This window comes from Vibrio sp. Vb0349 (assembly GCF_033338975.1).
This window is the reverse complement of sequence record NZ_JAWOTS010000112.1, coordinates 1-1,737: the sequence shown is the minus strand read 5'-3', so window position 1 is coordinate 1,737 and position 1,737 is coordinate 1. Positions and strand designations below refer to the sequence as shown.

The window sequence follows — 1,737 nt, the reverse complement described above, 5'->3', positions numbered from 1 at the left end:
CAGTTACCAATCTAGGTTGTTTAGCTTCGCTGCTAGAACGCAAGTGGAGCAAGCTGATTTCTATACCCTGTCACATTTGCCAAATTACGAGAAGCTTAATAAAGGGGAGGTGGCATCGCTGAAGTCTCGTCATGTATCGCAAGTCAACATGGGAGTACGCTTAGGGGATTCGGGCTCACTTTCCGGTGGTTATTTTGATATTCAGCAAACCGATTCTAGCTCGCGTACACTCAATCTTACGTACAGTTATGCTCTGCCTTTTGACATCAATATGTCGCTCTCTTACAACCACAGTATTGGTGGTCAGGCAGTGACATTAGCGCAGTTCTCGTTGCCCTTTGGTTCGCTTGGCGGTAGTGCCGGCTTAACGCTGAAAAGGGAAGATGATGGCGATGTGCGAGGGCGAGTTGGATACAGTCGCCTCGCGCCCATAAAAGGCGGTTGGGGTATTAACTTAGCACATGACCTCAATGAAGATCCTGAAAACCGTAAGCAAGCCGATTTGACCTATCGTGCCTCGTGGGCTCAGTTTCGAGGAGGGCTCAATGGCACCAGTGGGAATTATGATTATTTTGCGGAAATGGCGGGTTCAGTCTCGACATTGGATGGCAAAATCTTCCCTGCTAACGAAGTGTATGACAGCTTTGCCGTGGTCAGCACCAGCGGTTTTGACGGTATTCCGGTTAAATATGAAAACCAAATTGTTGGCGTGACTGACGAGGATGGCTATTTGCTAGTGCCTTGGGCTACCGCGTATTACACCGCCAAATATGAAATTGACCCACTCACTTTACCAGCGAATGCGGCCTTTTCGACGACAGAGCAGTTCGCTTCGATACATGCAGGTTACGGTTATTTATTAGAGTTTCCCATTGAGCTGCAAATTGCATTGAGTATGACCGTTGTGGATGAAAATCACCTAGTCCTGCCGCTTGGCACGTTTGGGCGTTCAGAGACAGGATTAGTCAGTCAAATTGGGTGGGATGGGTTTACCTACTTTGAAGGCGTTGACCCGGGCAGTTACATTCTGTTTTATCCTCAAGGGCAGTCACCATGTAAAGTTTCAATTGAAGGGTTGTATGAGCGCGAGAGTCAAAAAATACAAACACTGAATAGTCAGGTTTGCCTCAAAACAGAAGATGAGGCGGCACTATGATTTTGCATCGCTGGCTGGCTAGTCTACTTCTCTTTTTCTCCTGTTCGACAATGGCATGTGAGATCACGGCGCTAACACCTTCAATCCAGTTTGGTAGCGTTTCCTCATTTACGGTGTCGAGCACTCAGCAACAAAGTTCAGCCCAGCCGCATGCGGGGATAACATGTGACTTTTCGACACTTGTGTCGTTGTTGAGTGGCGACTATGTGTCCGTCACATTTACCAGCCTCAATGGTGGGCAGATGACCACCCAAGGAGATGCCAGTTCGGTAATTAACTATCAGATCTTTGGCGATTCAAGCCTTTCAGAAGAGTATGTTTTTGGCCAATTGTACACCTTCACAGACACCGACTTGTTAGATTTGTTGGGGCTGTTTGGAGACCAAGTTGAGTTCCCTCTTTATGCTCGGACGGGAGCTGGAAGTAACCTTTCGGCCGGAATTTATACAGACCAAATTATGGCGTCTTGGGATTGGAATTACTGCAAGGGCGTAGGTCTACCAGGAGTATGTATTATTCGGAATGAGGGGAGTGCTCAAAGTACTATTACGGTCAAGTTGGAAGTGACTCCCGACTGTATG

At 47.5% G+C, this 1,737-nt stretch carries 2 protein-coding genes; both read left to right on the top strand.

Annotation, left to right across the window (positions count from 1 at the left end; all coding sequences use genetic code 11):
- Positions 1-1,156, top strand: a 1,156-nt coding sequence (locus R7Q47_RS23665) for a fimbria/pilus outer membrane usher protein (RefSeq protein ID WP_318089573.1), incomplete at its 5' end; no start/stop codon positions are given.
- On the top strand, positions 1,153-1,737 hold a 585-nt coding region (locus R7Q47_RS23660), incomplete at its 3' end, for a spore coat protein U domain-containing protein (protein WP_318089570.1). The genes R7Q47_RS23665 and R7Q47_RS23660, both read left to right, overlap by 4 nt.